This window comes from Pseudomonas plecoglossicida NBRC 103162 = DSM 15088 (assembly GCF_000730665.1).
Lineage (GTDB): Bacteria > Pseudomonadota > Gammaproteobacteria > Pseudomonadales > Pseudomonadaceae > Aquipseudomonas > Aquipseudomonas plecoglossicida.
Genome location: NZ_BBIV01000022.1, coordinates 1 through 26,591 on the forward strand (window position 1 = coordinate 1; position 26,591 = coordinate 26,591).

Annotated in this window: 28 protein-coding genes and 2 pseudogenes; 23 read left to right on the top strand and 7 right to left on the bottom strand. The window is 64.0% G+C overall.

What is annotated here, in order from left to right; genetic code table 11:
- Positions 1 to 569: 569 nt before the first annotated feature.
- The 3 genes from PPL01S_RS14380 (at position 570) to rfaD (ending at position 2,924) form a co-directional block, all read left to right on the top strand.
- Complete coding sequence (locus PPL01S_RS14380; protein ID WP_028625887.1) at positions 570 to 1,181, top strand: class I SAM-dependent DNA methyltransferase; 612 nt, start codon at positions 570 to 572, stop codon at positions 1,179 to 1,181.
- 196 nt (positions 1,182 to 1,377) lie between these two features.
- The gene (locus PPL01S_RS14385; RefSeq protein WP_028625888.1) at positions 1,378 to 1,797 is read left to right on the top strand and encodes a PA0061/PA0062 family lipoprotein; all 420 of its coding nucleotides are present in this window, start codon (positions 1,378 to 1,380) and stop codon (positions 1,795 to 1,797) included.
- A 95-nt stretch (positions 1,798 to 1,892) separates the two neighbouring features.
- A complete protein-coding gene (gene rfaD / locus PPL01S_RS14390) occupies positions 1,893 to 2,924 on the top strand; it encodes an ADP-glyceromanno-heptose 6-epimerase (protein ID WP_028625889.1) in 1,032 nt (343 codons plus the stop codon).
- On the opposite strand, the gene paaX is transcribed toward rfaD, so the two are convergent.
- Both paaX and paaY read right to left on the bottom strand, forming a co-directional pair.
- Positions 2,921 to 3,844: a phenylacetic acid degradation operon negative regulatory protein PaaX gene (gene paaX / locus PPL01S_RS14395; RefSeq protein ID WP_016391692.1), complete on the bottom strand. Its 924-nt coding sequence runs from the start codon at positions 3,842 to 3,844 to the stop codon at positions 2,921 to 2,923. The two genes, rfaD and paaX, sit on opposite strands and share 4 nt — an antisense overlap.
- 77 nt (positions 3,845 to 3,921) lie before the next feature.
- Entirely contained in the window at positions 3,922 to 4,521 is a 600-nt protein-coding gene (gene paaY, locus PPL01S_RS14400) for a phenylacetic acid degradation protein PaaY (RefSeq protein ID WP_016391693.1), read from the bottom strand.
- Between the two features lie 281 nt (positions 4,522 to 4,802).
- Here paaY and paaF point away from each other — a divergent pair, with 281 nt between their 5' ends.
- From paaF to PPL01S_RS25130, 16 genes and pseudogenes are all read left to right on the top strand, one after another.
- Positions 4,803 to 5,576, top strand: coding sequence for a 2,3-dehydroadipyl-CoA hydratase PaaF (gene paaF, locus PPL01S_RS14405; RefSeq protein ID WP_028625891.1), 774 nt, complete (start codon positions 4,803 to 4,805; stop codon positions 5,574 to 5,576).
- A gap of 34 nt (positions 5,577 to 5,610) precedes the next feature.
- Positions 5,611 to 6,402: a 2-(1,2-epoxy-1,2-dihydrophenyl)acetyl-CoA isomerase PaaG gene (gene paaG, locus PPL01S_RS14410; RefSeq protein ID WP_028625892.1), complete on the top strand. Its 792-nt coding sequence runs from the start codon at positions 5,611 to 5,613 to the stop codon at positions 6,400 to 6,402.
- 2 nt (positions 6,403 to 6,404) lie between these two features.
- Positions 6,405 to 7,922: a 3-hydroxyacyl-CoA dehydrogenase PaaH gene (gene paaH, locus PPL01S_RS14415; RefSeq protein ID WP_016391696.1), complete on the top strand. Its 1,518-nt coding sequence runs from the start codon at positions 6,405 to 6,407 to the stop codon at positions 7,920 to 7,922.
- Positions 7,915 to 8,370, top strand: a complete 456-nt coding sequence (paaI, locus tag PPL01S_RS14420; protein WP_016391697.1) for a hydroxyphenylacetyl-CoA thioesterase PaaI — start codon at positions 7,915 to 7,917, stop codon at positions 8,368 to 8,370. The genes paaH and paaI overlap by 8 nt, the downstream gene beginning before the upstream one ends.
- Complete coding sequence (pcaF, locus tag PPL01S_RS14425; RefSeq protein ID WP_028625893.1) at positions 8,363 to 9,583, top strand: 3-oxoadipyl-CoA thiolase; 1,221 nt, start codon at positions 8,363 to 8,365, stop codon at positions 9,581 to 9,583. Before paaI ends, pcaF begins: the two co-directional genes overlap by 8 nt.
- A gap of 111 nt (positions 9,584 to 9,694) precedes the next feature.
- Entirely contained in the window at positions 9,695 to 11,014 is a 1,320-nt protein-coding gene (gene paaK, locus PPL01S_RS14430; protein ID WP_016391699.1) for a phenylacetate--CoA ligase PaaK, read from the top strand.
- A 423-nt stretch (positions 11,015 to 11,437) separates the two neighbouring features.
- Positions 11,438 to 12,427 carry a 1,2-phenylacetyl-CoA epoxidase subunit PaaA gene (paaA, locus tag PPL01S_RS14435; RefSeq protein WP_016391700.1) on the top strand — a complete coding sequence of 330 codons (990 nt, stop codon included), beginning with the start codon at positions 11,438 to 11,440 and terminating at the stop codon, positions 12,425 to 12,427.
- A gap of 24 nt (positions 12,428 to 12,451) precedes the next feature.
- Positions 12,452 to 12,733: a 1,2-phenylacetyl-CoA epoxidase subunit PaaB gene (paaB, locus tag PPL01S_RS14440; RefSeq protein WP_004374528.1), complete on the top strand. Its 282-nt coding sequence runs from the start codon at positions 12,452 to 12,454 to the stop codon at positions 12,731 to 12,733.
- A gap of 8 nt (positions 12,734 to 12,741) precedes the next feature.
- Positions 12,742 to 13,500 (top strand): 1,2-phenylacetyl-CoA epoxidase subunit PaaC, encoded by a 759-nt coding sequence (gene paaC / locus PPL01S_RS14445; protein ID WP_016391701.1) that lies wholly within the window; start codon positions 12,742 to 12,744, stop codon positions 13,498 to 13,500.
- Positions 13,487 to 14,020 carry a 1,2-phenylacetyl-CoA epoxidase subunit PaaD gene (gene paaD, locus PPL01S_RS14450; RefSeq protein ID WP_016391702.1) on the top strand — a complete coding sequence of 178 codons (534 nt, stop codon included), beginning with the start codon at positions 13,487 to 13,489 and terminating at the stop codon, positions 14,018 to 14,020. Before paaC ends, paaD begins: the two co-directional genes overlap by 14 nt.
- A gap of 15 nt (positions 14,021 to 14,035) precedes the next feature.
- On the top strand, positions 14,036 to 15,112 hold the full coding sequence (gene paaE, locus PPL01S_RS14455; RefSeq protein ID WP_016391703.1) for a 1,2-phenylacetyl-CoA epoxidase subunit PaaE: 1,077 nt from the start codon (positions 14,036 to 14,038) through the stop codon (positions 15,110 to 15,112).
- A 139-nt stretch (positions 15,113 to 15,251) separates the two neighbouring features.
- On the top strand, positions 15,252 to 15,560 hold the full coding sequence (locus PPL01S_RS14460; RefSeq protein ID WP_016391704.1) for a DUF485 domain-containing protein: 309 nt from the start codon (positions 15,252 to 15,254) through the stop codon (positions 15,558 to 15,560).
- A pseudogene (locus PPL01S_RS14465) lies at positions 15,551 to 17,119 on the top strand (cation acetate symporter); the annotation flags it as partial. The gene PPL01S_RS14460 and the pseudogene PPL01S_RS14465, both read left to right, overlap by 10 nt.
- A gap of 27 nt (positions 17,120 to 17,146) precedes the next feature.
- On the top strand, positions 17,147 to 18,379 hold the full coding sequence (locus PPL01S_RS14470) for an OprD family porin (protein WP_028625895.1): 1,233 nt from the start codon (positions 17,147 to 17,149) through the stop codon (positions 18,377 to 18,379).
- 37 nt (positions 18,380 to 18,416) lie between these two features.
- Complete coding sequence (paaZ, locus tag PPL01S_RS14475; RefSeq protein WP_028625896.1) at positions 18,417 to 20,468, top strand: phenylacetic acid degradation bifunctional protein PaaZ; 2,052 nt, start codon at positions 18,417 to 18,419, stop codon at positions 20,466 to 20,468.
- Between the two features lie 190 nt (positions 20,469 to 20,658).
- Positions 20,659 to 20,829 (top strand): hypothetical protein, encoded by a 171-nt coding sequence (locus PPL01S_RS25130; RefSeq protein WP_156042671.1) that lies wholly within the window; start codon positions 20,659 to 20,661, stop codon positions 20,827 to 20,829.
- On the opposite strand, the gene PPL01S_RS24695 is transcribed toward PPL01S_RS25130, so the two are convergent.
- The 4 genes and pseudogenes from PPL01S_RS24695 to PPL01S_RS14490 all read right to left on the bottom strand — a co-directional run bounded on the left by PPL01S_RS24695 (position 20,781) and on the right by PPL01S_RS14490 (position 22,598).
- The gene (locus PPL01S_RS24695; protein WP_028625897.1) at positions 20,781 to 21,074 is read right to left on the bottom strand and encodes a DUF6555 family protein; all 294 of its coding nucleotides are present in this window, start codon (positions 21,072 to 21,074) and stop codon (positions 20,781 to 20,783) included. The two genes, PPL01S_RS25130 and PPL01S_RS24695, sit on opposite strands and share 49 nt — an antisense overlap.
- A 119-nt stretch (positions 21,075 to 21,193) precedes the next feature.
- Positions 21,194 to 21,355, bottom strand: a pseudogene (locus tag PPL01S_RS14480) (con-10 family general stress protein); the annotation flags it as partial.
- A gap of 256 nt (positions 21,356 to 21,611) precedes the next feature.
- Complete coding sequence (locus tag PPL01S_RS14485) at positions 21,612 to 22,163, bottom strand: ATP-dependent Clp protease proteolytic subunit (RefSeq protein WP_028625898.1); 552 nt, start codon at positions 22,161 to 22,163, stop codon at positions 21,612 to 21,614.
- A 48-nt stretch (positions 22,164 to 22,211) separates the two neighbouring features.
- Positions 22,212 to 22,598: a low affinity iron permease family protein gene (locus tag PPL01S_RS14490; protein WP_028625899.1), complete on the bottom strand. Its 387-nt coding sequence runs from the start codon at positions 22,596 to 22,598 to the stop codon at positions 22,212 to 22,214.
- A gap of 191 nt (positions 22,599 to 22,789) precedes the next feature.
- Here PPL01S_RS14490 and PPL01S_RS14495 point away from each other — a divergent pair, with 191 nt between their 5' ends.
- The 4 genes from PPL01S_RS14495 to PPL01S_RS14510 are packed head-to-tail and all read left to right on the top strand — an operon-like array spanning position 22,790 to position 26,191.
- Positions 22,790 to 23,575: an endonuclease/exonuclease/phosphatase family protein gene (locus PPL01S_RS14495; RefSeq protein WP_028625900.1), complete on the top strand. Its 786-nt coding sequence runs from the start codon at positions 22,790 to 22,792 to the stop codon at positions 23,573 to 23,575.
- Positions 23,572 to 24,774 (top strand): cardiolipin synthase ClsB, encoded by a 1,203-nt coding sequence (gene clsB / locus PPL01S_RS14500; RefSeq protein WP_028625901.1) that lies wholly within the window; start codon positions 23,572 to 23,574, stop codon positions 24,772 to 24,774. Before PPL01S_RS14495 ends, clsB begins: the two co-directional genes overlap by 4 nt.
- Positions 24,774 to 25,733 (top strand): lysylphosphatidylglycerol synthase domain-containing protein, encoded by a 960-nt coding sequence (locus PPL01S_RS14505; RefSeq protein ID WP_016391715.1) that lies wholly within the window; start codon positions 24,774 to 24,776, stop codon positions 25,731 to 25,733. The genes clsB and PPL01S_RS14505 overlap by 1 nt, the downstream gene beginning before the upstream one ends.
- A 29-nt stretch (positions 25,734 to 25,762) precedes the next feature.
- Positions 25,763 to 26,191 carry a hypothetical protein gene (locus PPL01S_RS14510; RefSeq protein ID WP_016391716.1) on the top strand — a complete coding sequence of 143 codons (429 nt, stop codon included), beginning with the start codon at positions 25,763 to 25,765 and terminating at the stop codon, positions 26,189 to 26,191.
- A 167-nt stretch (positions 26,192 to 26,358) separates the two neighbouring features.
- Here PPL01S_RS14510 and PPL01S_RS14515 read toward each other — a convergent pair whose 3' ends face one another.
- Entirely contained in the window at positions 26,359 to 26,589 is a 231-nt protein-coding gene (locus PPL01S_RS14515) for a metallothionein (RefSeq protein ID WP_016391717.1), read from the bottom strand.
- Positions 26,590 to 26,591: the final 2 nt, after the last annotated feature.

Below are 26,591 nucleotides of genomic sequence, written 5' to 3' on the forward strand. Positions count from 1 at the left end.
CTGAGTTCACTTTGGCGTGAGTAGCTTACCAAGCCAAACAGGGCTAGAAATCTCGGTAAGTGTCCGCATAATGCGGCTCGACTCACGACGAAGAAAGTGTCCGCGTATGTGCAGAAACAGCTGGAGGCGCCGGTTTCCATGGCTTGTAGCGATGCGTACGCCAGTGCTGCAGTGGTCACGAATGTCCAGATAGCGAAGGAATTGGATAAAGCGGTTCAAACCATCGTATCAACGTGCGCCCCAATAAAATCAGTGGATTACGGAAATCGTTTGGCAGCAAAAGTGTCCGTATTTCGTCGGAATGGAGGCGCATGTGAGCAATGCAGAATCGCTGGAAGCCAAGTGAGTAGAGGGCTCTAGGGGTTGATGGGTTAAAAGTGTCCGCAATTCGCGACGGTGACACCGATCATTAGGAAACGCTGACACGCTGCTTGGCAGTCGTGATTATGAGATTTAACATAATATGCATTATGCGCACATTCAGATATTCCACACGGGCCACACCCAGGGTACATTCAACCCCACGCGATCCCTCCAGGATGGCCACTTTCCATTCAAGGACGTCACCGATGCCTGACCACCCATTTGCCGATCAGATCATCGATCTCTATAACCGCAACGCCTCGACCTGGGATCGCCTGCGCGGCAATCGCCTGACTGAACGCAAATGGATCGAACGCTTCCGTTCGCGGCTGCGGTCTTCGGCCACCGTCCTTGATCTGGGCTGCGGATCCGGCCAGCCCGTTGCGCGTCATCTGATCGAAGCCGGTTTGTCAGTCGTTGGTGTGGATGCTTCAGCGCACATGATCGCGCTGTGCACCGCACGTTTCCCGAATCAGCAATGGATCGAGGCTGACATGCGCATACTGGGCCTGGATCAAACGTTCGCCGGGATCCTGGCCTGGAACAGTTTTTTCCATCTCAAGCCTGACGACCAACGCCGCATGTTTGCAATTTTCCAGCGCCATGCGGCACCTGGCGCATGGCTGATGTTTACCAGCGGCACGGCGCTTGGCGAGGCCCTCGGTGAGTTCCAGGGCGAAACGCTTTATCACGCCAGCCTGGACCCGCACGAATATACGGAACAACTACAGGATCATGGCTTCGAAGTGCTGGATCACTGCGTGGAAGACCCGGATTGCGGTGGCCTGAGGGTGTGGATGGCGCGGCGCCTCCCCTGACTTATATATAAGATTAAATTATAGCTATACTAAATATTCATTTAGTTTAGTTATATTATTGGTCCGTGTTAACCAGCTCCCTGCTCCGCCGGCGAACTAATGCTCACCAGTCGAAACGCCTTCAATCCACTGTGACAATGCGCCAACCGGGCGAGTTGGCGGTATCCTGAAACCACTCTCACTCGGGACACAGATCATGCTCAGGTCGATGCTGTTGCTGGCAATCACGGCAGTTGCTGGTTGTCAGGCGCCTATGCCAACCGCCAACACACGAATGGCCTGGGTCGATCTCTCGGTGCCATTCCCCAACGACAGGGTATTGATGGCCGAACGCCTGGATAACGAGCGTTTGCGCGACGGGCGTTTTTTCCAGGTCAGCCCAGGTAGCCATGTGTTGCTCGTGCGCTTCGACTATGAAGTGGGCGGTGGCGGTGGCATGAGTGTGATGGGTGGGACCACTGTTCGGGAGTGCTACCTGACCATTCCATACGCGCATTTCAAAGCGGGCGAGCGTTACTTGCTGGAGGCTCGCTCGATGGCGCTGACGCCGGAGGCACGCTTGTACGATGCCAAACGCGAGGTGGTGGCAGAGGTCAGCGAATTCTATTGCCTGTGATCCTCGCTGCCGACGCGTTTATTGACCCAGATTAACCCTGGCACTGCTCACCTCCCCCAGACTATGCACTCCTCACCCTCCCTGGGGGACCAGGCATGACCATCATCGTGACCGGCGCCGCCGGTTTCATCGGCAGTAATCTGGTAAAAGCGCTCAACCTGCGTAGCGAAACCCGGATCATCGCCGTCGACGACATGACCGACGGCGACAAGTTTCGCAACCTGGCCGACTGCGACATCGCCGACTACCTGGACAAGGACGATTTCCTCGAGCGCTTGCGCCAGGGCCAGTTCGGCAAGGTACGCGCCGTGCTCCATCAAGGCGCCTGCTCCAGCACCGTCGAAGGCGACGGGCGCTTCATGATGGCGAACAACTACCGCTACAGCTGCGATCTGCTCGCGGCCGCTCAGGACCAGCAGATCCCTCTGCTCTACGCCTCCTCGGCGGCCGTATATGGTGCGGGAGAAGTCTTTCGCGAGGACCGCGAACACGAGCAGCCGCTGAACGTATACGGCTACTCCAAGTTTCTCTTCGACCAGTATGTCCGCCGGCTGCTGCCAACTGTGCGCAGTCAGGTCGTCGGGCTGCGCTACTTCAATGTCTACGGGCCTCGCGAGCAGCACAAGGGCGCGATGGCGTCCGTCGCCCTGCACTGCTTCAACCAGTACCAGGCCCATGGCAAGGTGAGCCTGTTCGGCCGTTACGGCGACTACCCCAGCGGCGGTCATCTACGCGACTTCGTCTCGGTGGATGACGTGGTGAAGGTGAACCTGCACTTCCTCGATCACCCGCACCTGAGCGGCATCTTCAATGTCGGCAGCGGCCGCGCCCAGCCGTTCAACGATGTGGCGCTGGCAGTCATCAATCGCTTGCGTGGCCAGCAAGGCCGCACCCCGTTGTCGCTGCAGGCTGCCTTGCGCAAAGGGGTGCTGGAATACACGGCGTTTCCCGAGCACTTGCGTGGCAAGTACCAGTGCTACACCTGCGCCGACCTGCAAGGCCTGCGCAGTGCCGGCTTCACGGATGCTACTTCGACCGTCGAGCAAGGCGTTGCACGGTACTGCGACTGGCTGCTGGCCCGGCAACGCCCGATGCGCATGCCATTTACCCAGGCAGGCGCTGCCTAGACCAGGCCGCCGAAGCGTTTGTAGAAACTCTCGTTCACATCCGGCAGCGGGCCGTCTGCGGTTTCCAGGGCGGCGTTGAGCAGCTCTTCGCTCTTGGCGAAGATCAGCCGATACAGGTTGCGGCACAGCTGCCGCGCGGCCCGGCCTTCCCAGTCCCCTGGCAGCAACTCGTCGGGGAGCTGCGGGTCGCGCAGCAGCAACCGGCGGTACTCGTGGATGAGCAAGGTACGCGCCAGGAAGCAATCCTGGGCATTGAGCTCGGCCTGCTCTTTGAGGCTTTGCCACAAGGGCCGGAACAGCTGGATGAATTCGCTGTATTGCAGCCCCAGCTCGTCGATCCGCCAGCTTTCCCGCACCTGCGCGCGCATGGCCTTGGATGCCAGCACTTCCTGGGTGTGGGTTTCGAAGACGATGCTGTCGTCGCTCGCCTCCAGCTCACGAAGGGTCGCGGCCAGGTCGTTGCGGTCTGCCCGGGGGCAGCCCAGCACGTTCGGTGCCATCACGCCAAAGCCCTGCCATTCCAGCTCTTCACGCACGGCCTTGCGCTTGCTGGCGTCGAGCTGCGACAGCAGCACCAGGGTCCAGGCGCCGTCCCAGGCGGGCTGGCTCGGGCTGTAGACCCGCTTGAAGGCTTTTTCGAAGCGCCGCCGACCGGTGCCGGTCAGGCTGTAGTAACTGCGTCTGCCAACCTTTTCAGCGGTCAGCCAACCTTCCTTGGTCAGGCGGAAGATCGAGGTGCGGATCAGCCGTTCATTGATGCCGATCGGCTCCAGCAGGTTGATCAGGCTGCCAAGCCAGACCGTGCCACCGTGGGGTTCGATGGCATCACCGTAGAGGGTGATGATCAGCGAACTGGCGCGGATCGGGGTCTGCTCCTGGAAGCGGGTGATCAAGGTATTCAGCGGGGCGAGGTTGCTCATGGAGGAACTGTGCGCGGATAAAGCACCGACTATACCTGTGCCGCGGCCTGCCTGGCCATGGCGCGTGGCAGGAAGGTTCATGCGCCCTCCTCGCCCTTGGGCCGGTGGCCGTTGTCACCCATGCGTGGGCGATGCAACTCGGCCTCGGTCAGCGGCGAGCATTCGACCATGCTGGCCATGCAGCGCTCGCTCAGCCGCTGGTACTCGGCGGTGCCGCGCTGCTTCCAGGCCAGTTCCTGCTCGGTCAGCGGACGCTTGACCTGCGCCGGCGAGCCCATCACCAGGCTCTGTTCGCTGCAGGTGAAGCCAGCCTTGACGAAAGCCGTGGCGCCGACGATGCAGCGCGGCGCGATGTGAGCGCCGTCCATCACCACGGCATTCATGCCGATCAACGCGTCCTCGCCCACCCGGCAGCCGTGCAGCACCGCGCCATGGCCGACGTGGCCGTTGCGCTCGATCACCGTGTCGCCACCCGGAAAACCGTGCATCACGCAGGTGTCCTGCAGGTTGGCGCCCTCTTCCAGGACGATGCGGCCGAAATCGCCCCGCAAGGAGGCCAGCGGGCCGACGTAGCAACGCGGGCCGACGATCACATCACCGATCAGTACGGCACTGGGGTGCACATAGGCGGTCGGGTCGACCACCGGGGTCAAGCCATCGAGGCGGTAGCAAGGCATGGGGTTTATCCTTAAATGATTCGCAACGTATGACGATCTTGTATCGTAAACAGGTTTTTCGTCAAACCTTATCAACCCGCTGAAGCCATGGGTTTTCGAGCAATGAGGCAACGACGATCATTTGATCATAAGATACACAAACGACAGCCTGCTATTGCTTTCATGTATCACATGGTGCTTATACTTGCTGCACCTGGGCACGGGTACCCGTGGACCCCGCAAACAATTCCAAGAAACGCCGGCCACTCGATGCGCCGTGCGAGCAGCCTGAGGACCCTCACATGCCGCGTTATCTCCACGTGCAAGCACCGGAACACGGTGTTCGCCTGGTCACCCTGCAACGGCCGGAAGCACTCAATGCCTTGTGCACCGAACTGCTGGCGGAGCTTGCCAGCGAACTGGACAGCGCCGACCGCGACGAGCAGACCCGCGCCGTGGTCATCACAGGCAGCCGCAAGGCGTTCGCCGCCGGCGCCGACATCGGCGAAATGGCAGAGCGCGACCTGGTGGGCATCTTCAACGACCCGCGCGTTGGCCACTGGCAACGTATCGCCGCCTTTTCCAAGCCACTGATCGCGGCCGTCAACGGCTACGCGCTCGGCGGTGGCTGCGAACTGGCGATGTGTGCCGACATCGTCATTGCCGGCTTCGATGCCCGCTTCGGCCAACCTGAAATCAACCTGGGCATCATCCCCGGCGCAGGTGGCACCCAACGCCTGCTGCGCGCCGTCGGCAAGCCGCTGGCGATGCAGATGGTACTGACCGGCGAAACCATTGCCGCCCATCACGCGTTGCAGGCCGGCCTGGTCAGCGAAATCACCCAACCTGAACTGACCGTCGAACGGGCCATGCACATTGCCCGCAGCATTGCCGCCAAGGCCCCGCTGGCCGTACGTCTGGCCAAGGAAGCGCTGCTCAAGGCCGGCGACACCGACCTTGCCAGTGGCCTGCGCTTCGAGCGCCACGCCTTCACCCTGCTGGCCGGCACCGCCGACCGCAACGAGGGCATACGCGCCTTCCAGGAAAAACGCCCGGCCCAGTTCAAAGGCCGTTGACCTGCCCTTTCCACCGCCTGACGGAGCGAGTCCGATGACTTTCGAGCACATCCTGTTTTCCATCGAGGACGGCGTTGCCTTCCTCTCGCTGAACCGGCCCGAGCAGTTGAACAGCTTCAATACGCAGATGCACCAGGAGGTGCGCGAAGCCCTCATGCAAGTACGCCAGAGTGACCAGGCCCGGGTGCTGCTGCTGACCGGCGAAGGCCGTGGCTTCTGCGCAGGCCAGGACCTGTCCGACCGCAATGTCGCGCCGGGGGCCGCCATGCCGGACCTCGGCGAGTCCATCGAGCGTTTCTACAACCCGCTGGTGCGCACCCTGCGCGACCTGCCTATGCCGGTGATCTGCGCCGTCAATGGCGTGGCTGCCGGTGCCGGGGCAAACCTGCCACTGGCCTGCGACCTGGTACTGGCGGCGCGTTCGGCCAGCTTCATCCAGGCCTTCTGCAAGATCGGCCTGGTGCCGGACTCCGGGGGCACCTGGCTGCTGCCGCGTCTGGTCGGCATGGCCCGGGCCAAGGCGCTGGCCATGCTGGGCGATCGCCTGAGCGCAGAGCAAGCCGAACGCTGGGGCCTGATCCACCGCGTGGTCGAGGATGCCGACCTGCGCGACGAAGCCCTGACCCTGGCGCGCCACCTGGCCAGCCAGCCGACCTATGGCCTGGCCCTGATCAAACGCAGCCTCAATGCCAGCTTCGACAACAGCTTCGACCAGCAGCTGGAGATGGAGCGCGACCTGCAACGCCTGGCCGGACGCAGCGAGGACTATCGTGAGGGCGTCAGCGCCTTCATGAACAAGCGCAAACCTGAATTCAAGGGTCGCTGAACATGACTGCACTCGACACGAACGCTCTGGTGGCGGTGATCGGTGCCGGTGCCATGGGCGCCGGCATCGCCCAGGTCGCGGCCCAGGCCGGGCACCCGGTGAAACTCTATGACAACCGCCCAGGTGCCTCGGCCCAGGCGATTGCCGGGATCGACCAGCAACTCGGGCGCCTGGTGGAAAAAGGCAAGTTGCAGGCAGATGCCCGGCAGGCGATCGTCGCCCGCCTGCAACCTGTCGATGCGATCGAGACCCTGGCCGATGCCCGCCTGGTGATCGAGGCCATCGTCGAGAACCTGCAAGTCAAACAAGGCCTGCTGCGGCAGCTCGAAGCCCTGTGCGCGCCCGACTGCATCCTCGCCAGCAACACCTCGTCGCTGTCGATCACCAGCCTGGCCGCCGGCCTTCAGCGGCCGCAGCAAGTGATTGGCATGCACTTCTTCAATCCTGCGCCACTGATGGCCCTGGTCGAGGTCGTCTCGGGCCTGGCCACCGAGCCGGCCATCGCCGCATGCCTTTACCAGACGGCCAAAGCCTGGGGCAAGCAGCCGGTACATGCGCGCTCCACCCCGGGCTTCATCGTCAACCGCGTGGCCCGGCCCTTTTATGCCGAAAGCCTGCGCCTGCTCCAGGAAGGCGCGGCCGATTGCGCCACCCTGGATGCGCTGCTGCGCGACGCCGGCGGTTTCCGCATGGGTGCGTTCGAGCTGACCGACCTGATCGGCCATGACGTCAACTACGCCGTGACCTGCTCGGTGTTCGATGCGTTCTATGGCGACTTCCGTTTCCAGCCCTCGCTGGTGCAGAAGGAACTGGTCGATGCCGGCCGCCTGGGACGCAAGAGCGGCCACGGCTTCTATAGCTACGCCGAAGGCGCGCAACGCCCTCAAGCCGCCGTGCTGGAAAGCCCGCTGACGGTCGAGCGCTGCGTGGTCGAGGGTGACCTGGGCGCACTGCAGCCGTTGGTCGAACGTTTGCGCGACCGCGGGCTGGGCGTTACCCAGCGCGACGGTCGCGGCCTGATTCTGGTCGGCGATGCAACCCTGGCGCTGTCCGATGGCCGTCTGGCCAGCCAGCGTGCCCGTGAAGAGGGCCTGCGCAACCTGGTGCTGGTCGACCTGGCTCTGGATTACCGCAGTGCCTCGCGCATCGCCATCAGCTGGTCCGCCGATACCACCAGCGACGCCCGCGACCAGGCCGTGGCGCTGTTGCAGCGAGCCGGCCTTCAGGTAGCGGCCGTGGCCGACCTGCCCGGCCTGGTGGTGCTGCGCACCGTGGCCATGCTCGCCAACGAGGCTGCCGACGCTGTCTTGCAAGGCGTCGGCAGCGCTGCCGACATCGACCTGGCCATGCGCGCCGGGGTCAATTACCCACGTGGCCCGCTGGCCTGGGCCGAGCAGATCGGCATCGGCTACACCTTGCGCGTGCTGGACAACCTGCAGCGCAGCTATGGCGAAAGCCGCTACCGCCCTTCCCTGCTGCTGCGCCGCATCGATGCCCAAGGAGTTCGCCTGCATGACTGACCTGCAACGCACCCCCGACGAACTGGCCCGGGCCTGCGCCGACGCCATGTACTCCCGCGACCAGGCGACCCAGGCGCTGGGCATCCAGCTGCTCGACGCCGGCGCTGGGCGTGCCTGCCTGCGCATGCCGGTACGCGCCGACATGATCCAGGGCCACGGCACCTGCCATGGCGGCTTCCTCTTTGCCCTGGCCGACTCGGCCTTTGCCTTCGCCTGCAACAGCTATGACGAAGCCACCGTCGCCCTGGGCTGCAGCATCGACTATGTCGCCCCGGCGCTGTGCGGCGACCTGCTTACCGCCAGCGCCAGCGAGCAGAGCCGCAAGGGGCGCACCGGCCTGTATGACGTGCGCATCGAAAACCAGCGCGGCGAGCTGATCGCCCTGTTCCATGGCAAATCCTACAAAGTGCGCGGCACTGTGCTCGCGCAGGAGAAGCAAGATGACTGAACACACCCTTTCCGAGGCGCTGATCATCGACGCCGTGCGCACGCCGATCGGCCGCTACGGCGGTGCCTTGAGCAGCGTGCGTGCGGACGACCTGGCCGCGGTACCGATCAAGGCGCTGGTCGCGCGCCACCCGGAACTGGACTGGCAGGCCATCGACGATGTGATCCTCGGCTGCGCCAACCAGGCCGGCGAAGACAACCGCAACGTTGCCCGCATGGCCACGCTGCTGGCGGGCTTGCCGATCGACGTACCGGGCACCACAATCAACCGCCTGTGCGGCTCGGGCATGGACGCTATCGGCAATGCCGCCCGCGCACTGCGCTGCGGCGAGGCCGGGCTGATGCTGGCTGGCGGGGTCGAGTCGATGTCGCGCGCGCCGTTCGTCATGGGCAAGTCCGAGCAGGCCTTTGGCCGCAGCGCGGAGCTGTTCGACACCACCATCGGCTGGCGTTTCGTCAACAAGCTGATGAAGGCCGAGTACGGCATCGACTCGATGCCGGAAACCGCAGAGAACGTGGCTGAGCAGTTCGGCATTTCCCGTGCCGACCAGGACGCCTTCGCCCTGCGCAGCCAGCACAAGGCGGCTGCCGCCCAGGCGCGTGGCCGACTGGCCCGCGAGATCGTGCCGGTGGAGATTGCCCAGCGCAAAGGCCCGGCCCTGCGCGTCGAGCATGACGAACACCCGCGCGCCGATACCAGCCTCGAACAACTGGCCAAGCTCGGCACGCCGTTCCGCCAGGGCGGCAGCGTCACCGCCGGCAACGCCTCGGGGGTCAACGATGGCGCCTGCGCAGTGCTGCTGGCCAGCAGTGAAGCCGCCCGTCGCCATGGCCTCAAGGCCCGTGGACGAATCGTCGGCATGGCTGTGGCAGGCGTCGGGCCACGCATCATGGGCATCGGCCCGGTGCCGGCGACCCGCAAGGTGCTGGCCCTGACCGGCCTGTCGCTGGACGACATGGATGTGATCGAACTCAACGAGGCGTTCGCCGCCCAGGGCCTGGCCGTGTTGCGCGAGCTTGGCCTGCAGGACGACGACCCGCGGGTCAACCCCAACGGCGGCGCCATTGCCCTCGGCCACCCGCTGGGCATGAGCGGTGCCCGCCTGGTCACCACCGCCCTGCACCAACTGGAAGAAACCGCCGGACGCTACGCCCTGTGCACCATGTGCATCGGCGTCGGCCAAGGCATCGCCATGGTCATCGAGCGCCTCTGACCAATGGCTTGTTACTGAACGCGACGCCGCCGGTTATGCTGCGTCAATGACACTCACGGCCTTGCTGCTCGCACGGCAGGGCCGGTCTACAAGAACAATTCGAGTGATGACATGAATATGTACCATAAAGCCGATCGTGCCCTGCTGGACCCGATGGAAACTGCCTCGATCGACGCCCTGCGTCAGCATCAGCTGGAACGTTTGCGCTGGAGCCTGAAGCACGCCTACGACAACGTGCCGCTGTACCGCAAGCGCTTCGACGAATGCGGCGCTCACCCCGATGACCTGAAATCACTCGACGATCTGGCCAAGTTCCCCTTCACCGGCAAGAACGACCTGCGCGACAACTACCCCTACGGCATGTTCGCCGTCCCCCAAGAGGAAGTGGTGCGTCTGCACGCATCCAGCGGCACCACCGGCAAGCCGACGGTGGTCGGCTACACGCAGAACGACATCGACACCTGGGCCAACGTGGTTGCCCGCTCGATCCGCGCTGCCGGTGGCCGCAAGGGCGACAAGGTGCATGTGTCCTACGGCTACGGCCTGTTCACTGGCGGCCTGGGCGCCCACTACGGCGCCGAACGCCTGGGTTGCACGGTGATCCCGATGTCCGGCGGCCAGACCGAGAAGCAGGTGCAGCTGATCCGTGACTTTCAGCCCGACATCATCATGGTCACGCCGTCCTACATGCTCAACCTGGCCGACGAGATCGAGCGCCAGGGTATCGACCCGAACGACCTCAAGCTGCGCCTGGGCATCTTCGGTGCCGAGCCCTGGACGGATGAGCTGCGCCGCTCCATCGAGCAGCGCCTGGGCATCGATGCCCTGGACATCTACGGTCTGTCGGAAATCATGGGCCCGGGCGTGGCCATGGAGTGCATCGAGACCAAGGATGGCCCGACCATCTGGGAAGATCACTTCTACCCCGAGATCATCGACCCGGTGACCGGCGCGGTGCTGCCTGACGGCCAACTTGGCGAACTGGTGTTCACCTCGCTGAGCAAGGAGGCGCTGCCGATGGTGCGCTACCGCACCCGCGACCTGACCCGTCTGCTGCCGGGCACGGCGCGGCCGATGCGGCGTATCGGCAAGATCACCGGGCGCAGCGATGACATGCTGATCATCCGCGGGGTCAATGTGTTCCCGACCCAGATCGAGGAACAGGTACTGAAAATAAAACAGCTTTCAGAGCTTTATGAGATTCATCTGTATCGAAATGGCAACCTGGACAGTGTCGAAGTGCATGTGGAGCTGCGTGCCGAATGCCAAAACCTTGACGAGGGCCAGCGCAAGCTGATCACGGGTGAATTGACCAAGCAGATCAAGACGTACATCGGCATCAGCACCCTGGTGCGGCTGCAGCCCTGCGGCACGCTCAAGCGCTCCGAAGGCAAGGCGTGCCACGTGTTCGACAAACGGTTGGCCGGCTGATTCATCAGCTGCCTTTTGCGCCCCGGCCTGGTCCGGGGCTTTTTTTGCCCGCCGCTAGGGATTTGCCGCCTGCGAGATCGAGCGCCGCCCGCGCGGCGCATCGCGAGCTCTGCTCGCTCCTACGTTTGTTTCGGGCCAGTGAGGCCTGTGGCAGACGCGCGCGACCGGCTTGCCTGTACGACGCGATATCGCGCATTGCGCCAAGGCGTTCGCGCGCAAATCCCACAGGGAAATTGGCCCGAAACAAACGTAGGAGCGAGCAGAGCTCGCGATGCGCCGCGCGGGCGGCGCTTGTTTTACGCGCCAAAGCAAAACCCGAGCCGACCAATCCGACACATAAATCTTATCTGATACACATAAAACTGTTTGACGTTGTGTTTTGTATCGCTTACAAATGACTCATGCCTTCGCAGGAGTCGGAACATGTACGCACAGCTAGTGGAAACCGGAGTCAAACGCGTCAAGTCGCTGGAAGAGATGTCGCCCGAAGAGCGCAACTTCCAGGAGAAGATCGACGCCGAAATCAAGATCGAAGCCAAGAACTGGATGCCTGAGGCCTACCGCCAGACCCTGATCCGGCAGATCTCCCAGCACGCCCATTCGGAAATCGTCGGCATGCTGCCCGAAGGCAACTGGGTCACCCGTGCCCCGAGCCTCAAGCGCAAGCTGCAACTGATGGCCAAGATCCAGGACGAAGCCGGCCACGGCCTGTACCTGTACAGCGCCATGGAAACCCTCGGTGCCGACCGCGACGAGGAAGTCGCCAAGCTGCACAGCGGCAAGGCCAAGTATTCGAGCATCTTCAACTACCCGACCCTGAGCTGGGCCGACATGGGCGCGGTGGGCTGGCTGGTCGATGGCGCCGCCATCGTCAACCAGGTGGTGCTGCAGCGCACCTCCTACGGCCCCTACTCCCGCGCGATGATCCGTATCTGCAAGGAAGAGAGCTTCCACCAGCGCCAGGGCTACGAGCTGCTGCTGACCATGATGCGCGAGGGTACCCAGGCGCAGAAGGACATGGTCCAGGACGCCATCAACCGCCTGTGGTGGCCGGCTCTGATGATGTTCGGCCCCAGCGACGAACACTCGCCCAACAGCGCCCAGTCGATGGCCTGGAAGATCAAGCGCCAGACCAACGATGAACTGCGCCAGCGCTTCATCGACCAGACCGTGCCGCAGCTCGAGCTGCTCGGCTGCACTGCGCCGGACCCGGACCTGAAGTGGAACGAGGCCCGCGGCCACTACGACTTCGGCGAAATCCAGTGGGAAGAGTTCTACGAAGTGATCAAGGGCAACGGCCCCTGCAACCAGGAGCGCGTCGCCACCCGGCGCAAGGCCATCGAGGATGGCGCCTGGGTTCGCGAAGCGGCCGTGGCCTATGCACGCAAGCAACAGAACAAGAACGCCGCCTGACGGCGATTGATGCGGAGATTGAACATGTCTGTCTGGACCCTCTACGAAGTGTTCGTGCGCAGCAAGCACGGCCTGAACCACAAGCATGTCGGCAGCGTGCATGCTGCCGACGCCGCCATGGCCATCGAGAATGCCCGTGAGCTGTACACCCGTCGCAGCGAAGGCGTGAGCCTGTGGGTAGTGCCTTCGGCGCTGATCACCGCCTCCTCGCCCGACGAGAAAGACCCGCTGTTCGCACCGTCGGACGACAAGGTCTACCGCCACGCCAGCTTCTACGAACTGCCCGACGAAGTCGGGCACATGTGAGGTTGGCCATGCACAAGCAAGCACTCATCCCCTACCTGTTGCTGCTCGGCGACAGCGCCCTGGTCCAGGGCCAGCGCCTGTGCCAATGGTGCGGTCACGCACCGGCACTGGAAGAAGAACTGGCCCTGATGAACGTCGGCCTGGACCTGGTCGGCCAGGCCCGCAACTGGCTGGAATATGCCGCCGAACTGCTGGATGACGGCCGCGACGCCGATGCCCTGGCGTTTCGCCGCGACGAGCGGGCGTACCGCAACCTGCTGCTGGTCGAGCAGCCCAACGGCGATTTCGCCGTGACCATGGCCAAGCAGTTCTTCTATGACGCCTGGCACCACGCCGTACTGCAGCGCCTGGCCGACTCCAGCGACGGACGTGTCGCTGGCATCGCCGCCAAGGCCCTGAAGGAAGTCACCTATCACCTGCGCCGCTCCAGCGAGTGGGTGCAGCGCCTGGGCGGCGGTACCGACGAGAGCCGTCGGCGCATGCTCGGAGCGATTCCTGCCTTGTGGCGCTTCACCGTGGAACTCACGGCGGGTAGCGACAGCGAAGTGGCACTGGCCGAAGCCGGTATCGCTGCCGACCCCGCCCAGGTGGGCGCGGCGTGGCTGCAACAGGTGAGCCACGTGTTCGCCTCGGTCGACCTGCCGCTGCCCAAGGCGGCCAACCACTTCTACCTGAGTGGCCGCCAAGGCCTGCACACCGAGCACCTGGGCCTGTTGCTGGCCGAGATGCAGTTCCTGCCAAGGGCCTACCCCGATGCAACCTGGTGAGCTGATCGTCGGTGACCGTGGCGCCCGTGCGCCACGCGGCGATGACCTGGCCCGCGCCTGGGAGGTGCTGGGCCAGGTCATGGACCCGGAAGTGCCGGTGGTCAGCGTGGTCGACCTCGGCATTGTCCGCGACCTCGACTGGCGCGCCGGGCATCTGCACCTGGTGGTCACCCCGACCTACTCTGGTTGCCCTGCCACCGAAGTGATCGAGGGCGATATTCGTCAGGCGCTGGAGCACGCCGGATTCACCGCGCCGGACCTCGAGCGCCGGCTGACCCCGGCCTGGAGCACCGACTGGATCAGCGACCTGGGCCGCGAACGCCTGCGCGCCTATGGCATCGCCCCGCCCCAGGGCAGCGCCAGCAAGCGCAGCCTGCTTGGCGAGGCGCCGCAGGTGTGCTGCCCGCAGTGCGCCAGCGACAACACCGAACTGCTCAGCCAGTTCGGCTCCACGGCCTGCAAGGCGCTGTATCGCTGCCGCGAGTGCCTGGAGCCGTTCGACTATTTCAAATGCATTTGAGCCGTGGAGAACCCCATGAGCCAGTTTCACAGCCTGACCATCAAGCAAGTGCGTCCTGAAACCCGCGATGCGGTATCGATTGCCTTCGACGTGCCGGCGCACCTGGAGGACGCCTTCCGCTTCACCCAGGGCCAGTACCTGGTGATGCGCACCCAGCTGAACAACGAAGAAGTCCGCCGCTCCTACTCCATCTGCAGCGCGGTCAATGACGGCGAACTGCGCGTGGCGGTGAAGCGCGTGCCCGGTGGGCGTTTCTCGGCCTTTGCCAACGAAGTGCTCAAGGCCGGCCAGCAACTGGAAGTGATGCCACCGTCCGGCAGCTTCTTCGTGCCCCTGGACCCGGCGCGCGAGGGTAACTACCTGGGCGTGGCCGCCGGCAGCGGCATTACCCCGATCCTGTCGATCATCGCCACCACCTTGGCCCGCGAGCCGAACAGCCGCTTCACCTTGTTGTACGGCAACCGCTCGAGTTCCGGCGCGCTGTTTCGCGACAAGCTCGAAGACCTGAAGAACCTCTACCTCGACCGCTTGAACCTGATCTTCGTGTTCAGCCGCGAGCAGCAGGATGTCGACCTGTACAACGGCCGCATCGACGCCGACAAGTGCGGTCAGCTGTTCTCCCGCTGGATGGATGTGGCCAACCTGGACGCTGCGTTCATCTGCGGCCCACAGGCGATGACCGAGACCGTGCGTGACAGCCTGCAGGCCAACGGCATGGCCAAGGAGCGCATCCACTTCGAGCTGTTCGCCGCCGCCGGCAGCGAAGCCCGTCGCGAAGCCCGCGAGGCAGCGCGCCAGGTGGACTCGGCGCTGAGCCACATCACCGTGATCAGCGATGGCCGGGCACTGAGCTTCGACCTGCCGCGCAACACCCAGAACGTGCTGGATGCCGGCAATGCCATCGGCGCCGAGCTGCCCTATTCGTGCAAGGCCGGCGTGTGCTCGACCTGCAAGTGCCGGGTGATCGAAGGCGAGGTGGAAATGGACAGCAACCATGCGCTGGAGGACTACGAGGTGGCGGCTGGCTATGTGCTGTCGTGCCAGACCTACCCGGTGAGCGACAAGGTGGTACTCGATTTCGACCAGCTCTGACTTCATCGCCGGCAAGCCGGCTCCCACAAGGATTTGCGCTGACCCTATGGGAGCCAGCTTGCTGGCGAGGGGGCCCTGTGCAACCCCGCAACACCCGCGTGACCTCAAAAAACAATTACAAGACCCAGAGATCGCTTGCATGACTCCAGAACACATCGAAAGCATCAGCAATCACCCCGACTTCCAGCACCTGGTGCGGCGCAAGCGCCGCCTCAACGGCAGCCTGACCCTGGCCATGCTGGTGATCTACTACGGCTTCGTCCTGCTGGTGGCGTTCTCGCCCAGCACCCTGGGCCAATCCCTGAGCGGCGGCGTGACCACCGTCGGCATGCTGGTCGGGGTGCTCATGGTGCTGCTGTCCTTCGCCCTCACCGGCATCTACGTGCACCGCGCCAACAATGTGCTCGACCCGCTCAACGACAAGGTCAAGCAGGAGTGCGCGCAATGAACTGGACCGCCATCTCGATGTTCATGGTGTTCGTCTGCTTCACCTTGCTGGTGACCCGCTGGGCAGCAATGCGCACCCGTTCGGCCAGCGACTTCTACACCGCTGGGGGCGGCCTGACCGGCATGCAGAACGGCCTGGCGATCGCCGGCGACATGATCAGCGCTGCGTCCTTCCTGGGCATTTCCGCGATGATGTTCATGAACGGCTACGACGGCCTGCTGTATGCCCTGGGCGTGCTGGCCGGCTGGCCGATCATCCTGTTCCTGATCGCCGAGCGCCTGCGCAACCTGGGCAAGTACACCTTCGCCGATGTGGTCTCGTACCGCCTGGCGCAGACCCCGGTGCGCCTGAGCTCGGCGTTCGGCACCCTGGCCGTGGCGCTGATGTACCTGGTGGCGCAGATGGTCGGCGCCGGCAAGCTGATCGAGCTGCTGTTCGGCATCGACTACCTGTACGCGGTGATGCTGGTCGGTGTGCTGATGGTCGCCTACGTCACCTTCGGCGGCATGCTGGCCACCACCTGGGTGCAGATCATCAAGGCGGTGATGCTGCTGTCGGGCACCACTTTCATGGCCTTCATGGTGCTCAAGCACTTCGGTTTCAGCACCGAGACAATGTTCGCCAGCGCCGTGGCGGTGCATGCCAAGGGCCAGGCGATCATGGCGCCTGGGGGGTTGCTGTCGAACCCCGTGGATGCGATCTCGCTGGGCCTGGGCATGATGTTCGGCACCGCGGGCCTGCCGCATATCCTGATGCGCTTCTTCACCGTCAGCGACGCCAAGGAAGCACGCAAGAGCGTGTTCTACGCCACCGGCTTCATCGGTTACTTCTACCTGTTGCTGATCGTCATCGGCTTCGGCGCCATCGTCATGGTCGGCACCGAGCCCGCCTACCGCGATGCCGCCGGCGCGATCATCGGCGGCGGCAACATGGTCGCCGTGCACCTGGCGCAAGCCGTGGGTGGCAACCTGTTCCTCGGTTTCATCTCCGCCGTGGCCTTCGCCACCATCCTCGCCGTGGTCGCGGGCCTGGCGCTTTCCGGTGCGTCTGCGGTGTCCCATGACCTGTACGCCTGCGTCGTGCGCAAGGGCCAGGCCAGCGAGCAGGAAGAAATGCGCGTTTCGCGCATCGCCACCCTGGTGATCGGCATGCTCGCGGTGGTGCTGGGCCTGGTGTTCGAGTCGCAGAACATTGCTTTCCTGTCCGGACTGGTGCTGGCCGTGGCGGCGTCGGTCAACTTCCCGGTGCTGCTGCTCTCGATGTTCTGGAAAGGCCTGACCACCCGCGGTGCGGTGGCCGGCAGCATGACCGGCCTGGTCTCGGCGATCGTCCTGGTGGTGCTGGGCCCGGCGGTGTGGGTCAACGTGCTGCACAACCAGCAGCCGCTGTTCCCCTACAGCAACCCGGCGCTGTTCTCCATGAGCGTGGCGTTCTTCGGCGCCTGGGTGTTCTCGGTCACAGACGGATCCGAGCGCGCGGTGCAAGAGCGTGGCCGCTACCTGGCCCAGTTCATCCGCTCCATGACCGGTATCGGCGCTGCCGGCGCCAGCAAGCACTGACCTTCGAATATGTCGGGTATAACAACAATGAACCGCATGCACCTCAAGTCCGCCGCCTGGCTGGCCACGCTCGCCCTGCCCTTGCCGGCCATGGCCGACTTCATCGGCGACAGCCACGCGCGGCTGGACCTGCGCAACCACTACATCAACCGTGACTTCCGCCAGCACAATGCGCCCCAGGCCAAAGCCGAAGAATGGGGTCAGGGCTTCACCGCGCGGGTCGAGTCCGGTTTCACCGACGGCCCGGTGGGTGTCGGTCTGGATGCCATGGGCCAGCTCGGCATCAAGCTCGATTCCAGCCCGGACCGCCGCAACACCGGCCTGCTGCCGTTCGGCCCGAACAGCCATGAGCCGGTCGACGACTACAGCGAGCTGGGCCTGACCGGCAAGCTGCGGGTGTCCAAGAGCACCCTGCGCATGGGCACCCTGCAGCCCATGCTGCCGGTGGTGATGTACAACGACACCCGCCTGCTGTCCTCGACCTTCCAGGGCGGCCAGCTGACCAGCCAGGACATCGGCAACCTGACGCTCAACGCCGGGCGCCTGGACAAGGTCAACCTGCGCGATTCGTCCGGCCGCGACGACATGGGCCTGGGCGCGGCCACCAGCGACCACCTGGACTTTGCCGGCGGCAGCTACGCCATCACCCCGCAGACCAGCGTCAGCTACTACTACGGCAAGCTCGAAGACATCTACCGCCAGCAGTTCGTCGGCCTGGTCGACACCCGCCCACTGGGCGAAGGCCTGAGCCTGCGCAGCGACCTGCGCTACTTCGACAGCCGCAACGACGGCGCCGAACGCGCCGGCAACATCGACAACCGCAACTTCAACGCCATGTTCACCCTGGGCGTGAAGGCCCACAAGTTCACTGCCACCTGGCAGCAGATGTCCGGTGACAGCGCCTTCCCGTTCGTCAATGGCGGCGACCCGTTCACCGTCAACCTGGTGACCTTCAACACCTTCACCCGCGCCGGGCTCGACTCTTGGCAGGTGCGCTACGACTACGACTTCGTCGGCCTGGGCATTCCCGGCCTGAGCTTCATGACCCGCTACACCGACGGCCGCCACGCCGAAACCGCGACGGTCAGCAATGGCCGCGAGCGCGAGCGTGACAGCGACCTGACCTATGTGATCCAGAGCGGCCCGTTCAAGGACGTGAGCCTGCGCTGGCGCAACGTCACCTTCCGTTCCGGCAATGGCCTGACCAACGCCGTGGATGAAAACCGCCTGATCATCGGCTACACCCTGGCGCTGTGGTAACAGCGCCCCCCTTTTCGAGAAAAGTACGGAGAACAGCATGTCTGACGCCCCAACCCTGCAGAGCTTCATCGCCGGCCGCTGGATCGGCCAGCACGGCGCCCAGGCCCTGCGCAGCGCCCTCGACGGCCACGTCCTGGCCTTCAGCCACGAAGAGCGCCCGGACTTCGCCGAAGCCGTGGACTTCGCCCGCGTGCGCGGCCTGGCCTCGCTCATGGCCATGGACTTCCAGCAGCGCGCCGCGCGCCTGAAGGCCCTGGCCCTGTACCTGGCCGAGCGCAAGGAACAGCTCTACGCGCTGTCCCACCACAGTGGCGCCACTCGCGCCGACAGCTGGATCGACATCGAGGGCGGCAATGCCACGCTGTTCTCCTACGCCGGTATCGGTAGCCGTGAGCTGCCCTCGGGCAACCTGGTGCACGAAGGCCCGGCGATCCCGCTGGGCAAGCAAGGCCATTTCGCCGGCAGCCATATCCTGGTGCCGCGTGCCGGTGTCGCCGTGCACATCAACGCCTTCAACTTCCCGATCTGGGGCATGCTGGAAAAGTTCGCCCCGACCTTCCTGGCCGGCATGCCGTGCATCGTCAAGCCCGCGACCTCGACCAGCTACCTGACCGAAGCCGTGGTGCGCCTGATGAACGCCTCGGGCCTGCTGCCCGAGGGCAGCCTGCAACTGGTGATCGGCAGCACGGGCGATCTGCTCGACCGCCTGCAGGGCCAGGACGTGGTGACCTTCACCGGCTCCGCCGATACCGCGGCCAAACTGCGTGTCACGCCTAACCTGATCCGCAACTCGGTGCCGTTCACCGCCGAGGCCGATTCGCTCAACTGCGCCATCCTTGGCCCGGATGTCACCCCGGACAGCGAAGAGTTCGACCTGTACATCAAGGAAGTGGTCCGCGAAATGACCACCAAGGCTGGGCAGAAGTGCACCGCCATCCGCCGCGCCATCGTCCCGGCCAAGCATCTGGACGCCGTTGCCACGCGCCTGCGCGAGCGCCTGAGCAAAGTGGTGGTGGGCGACCCGTCGGTGGAAGGCGTGCGCATGGGCGCCCTGGCCTCCCATGACCAGCAGCGCGACGTCGGCGAGCGCGTGCAAGCCCTGCTGCAGAGCTGTGACCAGCTGTTCGGCGCCAGCGACGGCTTCGCCCCACGTGGCGAGGGGGTTGCAGAAGGTGCGTTCTTCGCCCCGACCCTGCTCCAGGCCCGCGATCCGCACGCCGACGGCGGTGCCCATGACATCGAGGCGTTCGGTCCGGTCAGCACTCTGATGGCCTACGACGACCTCGACGAGGCCCTGGCCCTGGCCGCGCGCGGCAAAGGCAGCCTGGTCGCTTCGCTGGTGACCGCCGACCGCGCCGTGGCTGCCAAGGCCATCCCGGTCGCCGCCGCCTGGCACGGCCGCCTGCTGGTGCTGGACAGCGAAGCCGCCAAGGAATCCACCGGCCACGGCTCGCCGCTGCCACAGCTCAAGCACGGCGGCCCTGGCCGCGCCGGTGGTGGTGAGGAGCTGGGCGGTCTGCGCGCGGTCAAGCATTACCTGCAGCGTGCTGCGGTACAGGGTTCGCCGAGCATGCTCAGCGCCGTGACCGGGGAATATGTACGCGGTGGCGAGGTGATTGAGACCGAAGTGCACCCATTCCGTCGTTACTTCGAGGAGCTGCAGATCGGCGAATCGCTGCTGACCCACCGCCGTACCGTGACCGAAGCCGACCTGGTCAACTTCGGTTGCCTCTCGGGCGACCATTTCTACATGCACTTCGACGAGATCGCCGCCAAGGAATCGCAATTCGGCAAGCGCATCGCCCACGGCTACTTCGTGCTGTCGGCGGCGGCTGGCCTGTTCGTTTCGCCAGGTGCGGGGCCGGTGCTGGCCAACTACGGGCTGGACACCCTGCGCTTCATCAACCCGGTGGGCATCGGCGACACCATCCAGGCCCGGCTGACCTGCAAGCGCAAGATCGACCAGGGCAAGACCAGTCCGCTGGGGCAACCGCAAGGTGTGGTGGCGTGGGATGTCGAGGTGACCAACCAGCTGGGTGAGCTGGTGGCCAGCTATGACATCCTGACGCTGGTGCTCAAGCGCCCCTGAAGATCACCTGTGCTCGCAGTCCTGTAAGGCGAAGGTCTTGTATCGGCTACATGGGCCCTATCGCCGGCAAGCCGGCTCCTACAGGGGTTCACAACTTCATCCATCGCCGTTGGTCGCACTGCCGCCAGGCAAAATGATCATCCTCCGCGACGCAGCGCTCTCAATAGCAAACGTAGCGGAGGAAATCCTCATGAACCTGACCCTGCAAATGGGCGGCGGCAACGCTCAGGACGATTGGCCCGAACTGGACCCTGAACAACGCAACGATCGGGCCGACGACCCCGATACCGACCCGAATGTTGCCGACGACGATCAGAACCGTCCCGGCGTCCCGGCCAGCGATCCGGAATCGGGTGCCTGATGGGCCGACGCAGCCTTTTCCCCCGACACCCGCCAGCGCACTTCGGTGATCCCGTAGCGCTCGGCCATGGGCCTGCTGACCTTCTTGATCTTTTCCCGTCCGAATTTGGGAATGATACCTATCCCCGCATCGCAGCTTGCCCAATGCCAAGCCTCGGCATTGTCCAGCCGGTCCAGGCGAATGATGAAACTGCGCGGCTCGCCGTGCAGCTGGTAGTCGATGATGTAAAGCTGGGGATTAGGCATCACGCGGCCCTCCTGTTCTCCATGGATGACATTTGATGGAGTGATGCCTGGCGGGAAAGATTCAAAAAAATTGTCGGACAAAATGAAGCGAGGCTCGCAGGCCTCGCTGTATTCGCCATTCAGTGCGGTTGACGGCCGCCGCCGTGGCTGTTCTGGCCGCCTTTGCGACCGGCTTCGGCGGCCCGCTCACGGTCGTTGGCGAAATTCCCGCCAGAGGCCTGCCCGCCCTTGTGGCCTGCCCGCGACGCCCGCTCCCGGTCATTGGCGAAGTTGCCGGGATTGGTTTGCTTGGTGCCGCCACGTTGTCCGCTCCGCTCTTGGTCACGAGCCATGTCGTATCTCCTTGCGCTGGGATGAATAAACGCATGAATCATTGCCATGCCTTGTTTCCGAACCGGCGATGAGCGCCTCTGCTCAATCGGAAAACGCAGGGCCGACCGGTGGCGTGAAACACTGTCGAAGCAAATGCTTGCGCACCTGGTGATCGAACCGAGCGTCGATTGCAATCGCCGAGCATGAAATTTGCGAACTTTGCTGTCACGCGTGGACGCTCCATTGGGGCGCTTCGGCTTCGATTGGCATTTCATCGATGGCATGGATCATCCCACTGTCCAGTGCCTCCTGAGGCCCGAGTATGCGCGGATAGGCCATCAGGTAGCGGGTGGTGTCCAGCACCTCGATGCTTCCTTCGGTACGCTCGGCAACGATCTGCGCGTACAGGCGCAAGTCATAATCCAGGCTCATCGCATATTCGGCCATGCGCGCATGGTCCACCGAGCCGTGCAGCGTCCAGTGGAACGGGTGGAACAGGAACTTGCTGCGGGCACAGGCGGTGCGGTGTTCGCCGGCCAGGAAGAGGATATTGCCCATCGACTCGACGGTGCCCAGGTTATGGGTATGCAAGGGTACCGGCAGGCCCCGCAGGTAGTTGTACAGGGTGAAGCCATAACTGCACTCTCCGCCCATGGTGGCGATGTTCAGTTGCAGGATGTCCGCACCTTGTTGCAGCGCCTTGGAACAGGTGTTGATCAGGTTGCCGCAGGTGGATGAATTGATCGGGCCGGTGAAGTGGATGATATGTCTGGCCATGCTTGCCTCCAGAGTTTGGCGGGTCATTCCAGTGAAACGGACAGACCTTCAGTCGCGAGCTGGTTCGTCGGACACTTGCTTGTCGTCGGCGTGCTCGCCCATCCGTTGATACTGCTTGCGCAAGGCATGCAACTGCGCCGGGTCCATGTCTTCGAGGTCCAGCAGCGCCTTGTGCGCGCGATGGGTGGTGCGCAGCAATTCGTCGATCTTGATGTGCAGTTCGTCGTTGTCGCGGTTCTGGGTGTTCTGGATGAGGAACACCATCAGGAAGGTGATGATGGTGGTCGAGGTGTTGATGACCAATTGCCAGGTGTCGTTGAAATCGAACAGCGGCCCGCTGATGCCCCAGGCCAGGATCAGCAGCAGTGCAATGCCGAATGACATGGGCCGACCTGTCCAGTTGGCCAGCGATTGCGCGAAACGGTCGAATTTCATCCCAGGTTCCTCACCACAGGCGTTGTCCTTCGGTGGAAACGTGGGCCTCGGCAAAGTTCCCGCGCCTCGGACTGCCGGCCACTGATCAACCGCGCTGAACCGTTGCCCCTCCTGCCGGGTCGCAATTCAAAATGCCCGGATATGGAGACCGCCATGAGCGATAGCCGCGCCAGTTTGCCCGAGGTGGCCCTGTGAACGAGATCCTGCCCATGCCCGGCAGCCGCATCGACCCGGTTGCCGCGGTGCATCGGCTGAACGTGCTGACCCTCAACGTGCACAAGGGGTTTACCCCGCTCAACCGGCGTTTCATCTTGCCGGAGCTGCGCGAAGCGGTGCGTGCCAGTGGCGCCGACCTGGTGTTCCTGCAGGAGGTTCACGGCAGCCATGAGCACCATGCCCAGCGCCACCCGGCGTGGCCAAAGACGCCCCAGTACGAGTTTCTCGCTGACAGCATGTGGCCGCAGTTCGCCTATGGGCGCAACGCGGTGTACCCGCACGGCGACCATGGCAATGCCCTGTTGTCCAAGTTTCCCATCGCCAAGCATCACAACCTGGATGTCTCGATCGACGGTAACGAGCAGCGTGGGCTGCTGCACTGTCGCCTGGAAGTACCTGGCCATGACCAGGTGCATGCGGTGTGTGTGCACCTCGGCCTGCGCGAAGCTCACAGGCAGAGCCAGGTGCGGCTTTTGCTCGACCTGCTGGACAGCTTGCCGGCCAGCGCGCCGGTGATCATTGCGGGGGACTTCAACGATTGGCGCCTCAAGGCCGATGCCGTGCTGTCGCAACGCCTGGTGGAAGCCTTCGGCGAACGTTTCGGCAGCCCGGCGCGCAGTTTCCCGGCGCGCCTGCCGCTGTTGCGGTTGGACCGCATCTACCTGCGCAATGCCATGCCCTGCAAGGCCCAGGTGCTGTCCAAGTACCCCTGGTCGCACCTGTCCGATCATGCCCCCCTGGCCGCGGAGATCAACCTGTGAACAATCCTTGGGTGGCGGGTAACAGCGTCGAACTGTTGGTCAATGGCGAGGCGTATTACCCCCGCGTGTTCGAAGCCATGGCCCAGGCGCGGGAGGAAATCCTGCTGGAAACCTTCATCATCTACGACGACAAGGTCGGCCAACAGCTGCAACAGGTCTTGATCGAGGCAGCGCAACGCGGCGTACGGGTGGAGCTGGCGGTCGATGGTTATGGCACGGCCGACTTGCCCGATACCTTTCTTGCGGCGATGACCGACGCGGGTGTGCGCTTCCATGCTTTTGACCCACAGCCGCGCCTGGCCGGTATGCGCACCAACCTGTTCCGTCGCCTGCACCGCAAAATCGTGGTGATCGACGGCGAACGTGCGTTCATTGGCGGGATCAACTACAGCGCAGATCACCTGAACGACTTCGGCGCAATGGCCAAGCAGGACTACGCTGTGGAAGTCTCAGGGCCGGTAGTGGCCCAGGTCCATGCCTCTAGCCGTCGATTGATGGCTGCGGTGCTGGATCCGCCAAGCGACGTGCGCCCTCTCACCGCCAGCGCCGGGTCGGCCAGTACTGTCTTGGTCGAACGCGACAATGCCCGGCGCAGCACTGAGATCGAAAGCTGCTATCTGGACGCCATTCGCAGCGCTCGCCAGCGCATCGTGATCGCCAATGCCTACTTCTTCCCCGGTTACCGCTTGTTGCGGGAAATCCGTAACGCCGCCCGCCGAGGTGTGGAAGTAAGGCTGATCCTGCAAGGCCAACCCGACCTGCGCTGGGTCCGTGCGCTGTCACGGCTGCTGTACAACTACCTGCTGCGCGACGGCGTGCATATCCATGAGTACTGTGAGCGGCCCCTGCACGGCAAGGTGGCACTGGTCGACGATCTGTGGTCAACCGTAGGCTCGAGCAACCTCGACCCGTTGAGCCTGTCATTCAACCTTGAAGCGAACCTGCTGATCCGTGACCGAACCTTCAACCAGCAGCTGTACCAACACCTTGAAGCATTGGCCAAGGAACAGTGCAAGGCCGTGACCCTGGAGCGCATGGTGCGCGGTTACTGGTGGCGGGCACCCTTGATCTTCCTGTGCTTACACGTCATCCGGCACTTTCCGCGCATTGCCGGCTGGTTCCCCGCCCATCGGCAACGGCTGCGCTCCGTGCAGCCCGAGGTGCAGGCCCAGGGCGACCTCCACGAGGGCAATACCTGATGACCCACAAAGCCTGGCATGCCTGGGGCAAGCGTTTGCTGACCGTACTTTTCATCGTGCTGATTCCGGTACTGCTGTTCACCCTGGCGCGCAACCTGGACTGGAACGAAGTGCGCCAATCCCTGGCGGCCTACAGACCAAGTACCCTGGTGGTCGGCCTGGGGCTGGCGTTGTGCAGCTACCTGACGTTCGCCAGCTACGACCTGCTGGCACGCGCCTATACCGGGCACACGCTGCCGGCACGCCAGGTGCTGCCGGTGGCGTTCGTCTGCTACGCGTTCAACCTGAACTTCACCACCTGGGTCGGAGGCGTGGCATTGCGCTACCGGCTATATGGCCGGCTGGGGCTGGACACCGCCACCATCACCCGCATTCTCACCCTGGGCCTGCTGACCAACTGGATGGGCTACATGCTGCTCGCCGGCACGGTATTCGCCATGCGCCTGGTCAAGTTGCCGGAAAGCTGGGCGCTGGGCGTGACCGGATTGCAGGTGGTGGGCTTCATGCTGTTGGCGGTCGCGGCGAGCTACTTGCTGGCCTGTGCCTTTGCCAAACGACGTACCTGGCATGTACGTGATCACGAAATCACCCTGCCCTCGCTGCGCCTGGCGCTGTGCCAGGTGGCGCTGGGGGCTGCGAACTGGGCGTTGATGGCGGCGCTGATCCACTGGTTGTTGCCTGGCGACCTGTTCTACCCGTCGATCCTCGGTATCCTGCTGATCAGTTGCGTGGCCGGCGTGGTCGCGCACATCCCGGCTGGGCTGGGCGTGCTCGAAGCGGTGTTCCTGGCCTTGCTGCAGGGTCAGCTGGGCCAGGGCACCCTGGTAGCAGCGCTGCTGGGTTATCGCACCCTGTACTACCTGATCCCGCTGCTGCTGGCGGTGATTACCTACCTGGTCCTGGAGAAACGTGCCCGGACCCTGCGCCAGCGCAGTCAAGCGACGTTACGCAAGACCTGAACACGGGCCCCACGCCCGGGAGGTGGCAGATGCGTTTATCCCTGTTGATGGTGATGCTGGGCAGCCTGGCGAGCGGCCAGGTGCTGGCCGAGGCGTGCGATGTGGTCACCCGTTCCTCCAGCGAGGCGGTCAAGCCTGTCGAAGGCCATACCTGCTACAGCTTCGGCAATATGCCTGCCGAGGCGATCAACTGGTCGTGCAGCAACGAAAGCAAGGACATGCTCAGTACCGAGAAGCACAAGGTGGCGCGCTGCGCCGACGGCAGCGTCGGCAGCTGCATCGCGCCCCTGACCCAGGAGGGCTTGGCCAACCCGAAAGCGACCGGGCGCGACGAGCCCTCTACCCGCCCTGCGCTGGCCAAGGATGCACGGGTCATCACCTACTACTACGACACGCCCAGCCTCGGCCAGGCCCGCAACGATTGCGAACGCAACAATGGCATCTGGCAGACCCATTGAGCGGTCTTGCTCGATAGCTCAAAACCTGTGGGTGATTGCTTCTGTGAGAGCCGGCTTGCCGGCGATGAGGCCAGCACAGGCACTGGAGGATCTGTGCCTTGTAAAGGCTGTCAGAGCCCTATCGCCGGCAAGCCGGCTCCCACAGTTGGATCACCGAGATCACCTTCTCAGGGTGAAATCGGGTCGCTGGCCGGGAAGGTTTCATCCAGCGCATTGTCCACATTGCGCTCGCTGGGGTTCGACGCTTCGGCGCATTTGCAGTCGTTCATCCTGCAGGGCTCCCCCTTGCGATGCCCGGATGCGCAGGCCTCGCAACAATAGGCCTTGTCGTTCTGCATCACAGCGTTGCCATCGACGGTGCAGGAACAATGGGGGCAAGCACAGCGTTGCTCGTTCATGG

Excerpts from the sequence above, each read along its gene's own strand:
- PPL01S_RS14380 (WP_028625887.1), top strand. The coding sequence starts at position 570 with ATGCCTGACCACCCATTTGCCGATCAGATCATCGATCTCTATAACCGC.
- PPL01S_RS14385 (WP_028625888.1), top strand. The coding sequence starts at position 1,378 with ATGCTCAGGTCGATGCTGTTGCTGGCAATCACGGCAGTTGCTGGTTGT.
- rfaD (WP_028625889.1), top strand. The coding sequence starts at position 1,893 with ATGACCATCATCGTGACCGGCGCCGCCGGTTTCATCGGCAGTAATCTG.
- paaX (WP_016391692.1), bottom strand. The coding sequence starts at position 3,844 with ATGAGCAACCTCGCCCCGCTGAATACCTTGATCACCCGCTTCCAGGAG.
- paaY (WP_016391693.1), bottom strand. The coding sequence starts at position 4,521 with ATGCCTTGCTACCGCCTCGATGGCTTGACCCCGGTGGTCGACCCGACC.
- paaF (WP_028625891.1), top strand. The coding sequence starts at position 4,803 with ATGCCGCGTTATCTCCACGTGCAAGCACCGGAACACGGTGTTCGCCTG.
- paaG (WP_028625892.1), top strand. The coding sequence starts at position 5,611 with ATGACTTTCGAGCACATCCTGTTTTCCATCGAGGACGGCGTTGCCTTC.
- paaH (WP_016391696.1), top strand. The coding sequence starts at position 6,405 with ATGACTGCACTCGACACGAACGCTCTGGTGGCGGTGATCGGTGCCGGT.
- paaI (WP_016391697.1), top strand. The coding sequence starts at position 7,915 with ATGACTGACCTGCAACGCACCCCCGACGAACTGGCCCGGGCCTGCGCC.
- pcaF (WP_028625893.1), top strand. The coding sequence starts at position 8,363 with ATGACTGAACACACCCTTTCCGAGGCGCTGATCATCGACGCCGTGCGC.
- paaK (WP_016391699.1), top strand. The coding sequence starts at position 9,695 with ATGAATATGTACCATAAAGCCGATCGTGCCCTGCTGGACCCGATGGAA.
- paaA (WP_016391700.1), top strand. The coding sequence starts at position 11,438 with ATGTACGCACAGCTAGTGGAAACCGGAGTCAAACGCGTCAAGTCGCTG.
- paaB (WP_004374528.1), top strand. The coding sequence starts at position 12,452 with ATGTCTGTCTGGACCCTCTACGAAGTGTTCGTGCGCAGCAAGCACGGC.
- paaC (WP_016391701.1), top strand. The coding sequence starts at position 12,742 with ATGCACAAGCAAGCACTCATCCCCTACCTGTTGCTGCTCGGCGACAGC.
- paaD (WP_016391702.1), top strand. The coding sequence starts at position 13,487 with ATGCAACCTGGTGAGCTGATCGTCGGTGACCGTGGCGCCCGTGCGCCA.
- paaE (WP_016391703.1), top strand. The coding sequence starts at position 14,036 with ATGAGCCAGTTTCACAGCCTGACCATCAAGCAAGTGCGTCCTGAAACC.
- PPL01S_RS14460 (WP_016391704.1), top strand. The coding sequence starts at position 15,252 with ATGACTCCAGAACACATCGAAAGCATCAGCAATCACCCCGACTTCCAG.
- PPL01S_RS14470 (WP_028625895.1), top strand. The coding sequence starts at position 17,147 with ATGAACCGCATGCACCTCAAGTCCGCCGCCTGGCTGGCCACGCTCGCC.
- paaZ (WP_028625896.1), top strand. The coding sequence starts at position 18,417 with ATGTCTGACGCCCCAACCCTGCAGAGCTTCATCGCCGGCCGCTGGATC.
- PPL01S_RS25130 (WP_156042671.1), top strand. The coding sequence starts at position 20,659 with ATGAACCTGACCCTGCAAATGGGCGGCGGCAACGCTCAGGACGATTGG.
- PPL01S_RS24695 (WP_028625897.1), bottom strand. The coding sequence starts at position 21,074 with ATGCCTAATCCCCAGCTTTACATCATCGACTACCAGCTGCACGGCGAG.
- PPL01S_RS14485 (WP_028625898.1), bottom strand. The coding sequence starts at position 22,163 with ATGGCCAGACATATCATCCACTTCACCGGCCCGATCAATTCATCCACC.
- PPL01S_RS14490 (WP_028625899.1), bottom strand. The coding sequence starts at position 22,598 with ATGAAATTCGACCGTTTCGCGCAATCGCTGGCCAACTGGACAGGTCGG.
- PPL01S_RS14505 (WP_016391715.1), top strand. The coding sequence starts at position 24,774 with ATGACCCACAAAGCCTGGCATGCCTGGGGCAAGCGTTTGCTGACCGTA.
- PPL01S_RS14510 (WP_016391716.1), top strand. The coding sequence starts at position 25,763 with ATGCGTTTATCCCTGTTGATGGTGATGCTGGGCAGCCTGGCGAGCGGC.
- PPL01S_RS14515 (WP_016391717.1), bottom strand. The coding sequence starts at position 26,589 with ATGAACGAGCAACGCTGTGCTTGCCCCCATTGTTCCTGCACCGTCGAT.